Origin of the sequence: Streptomyces xanthophaeus (genome assembly GCF_000725805.1) — a bacterium.
Classification (GTDB): domain Bacteria; phylum Actinomycetota; class Actinomycetes; order Streptomycetales; family Streptomycetaceae; genus Streptomyces; species Streptomyces xanthophaeus.
The window spans coordinates 1-259 of sequence record NZ_JOFT01000147.1 but is presented as its reverse complement, the minus strand read 5'-3'; the positions used below and the strand labels follow the sequence as shown (position 1 = coordinate 259).

1 protein-coding gene is annotated in these 259 nt (G+C 64.9%); it reads left to right on the top strand.

The genetic code is table 11. The features are described from left to right. Positions 1-259 (top strand): 4Fe-4S dicluster domain-containing protein (locus IO30_RS41135; protein WP_037895564.1); only part of this gene is annotated, 259 nt, incomplete at both ends.

The following is a 259-nucleotide window of genomic DNA, read 5'->3' as shown; positions in this document are numbered from 1 at the left end:
GCGCCCGCTGATCGGGACGGCCGAGGAGAACGGCGTCATCGACCCGGACGTCCTGTGGTCGTGCACGACGTGTGGTGCGTGCGTGGAGCAGTGCCCGGTGGACATCGAGCACATCGACCACATCGTCGACATGCGGCGTTACCAGGTGATGATCGAGTCTGCGTTCCCGTCGGAGGCGGGCACGATGCTCAAGAACCTGGAGAAGAAGGGCAATCCCTGGGGCCTGGCGAAGAAGCAGCGGGTGGAGTGGACGAAGGAG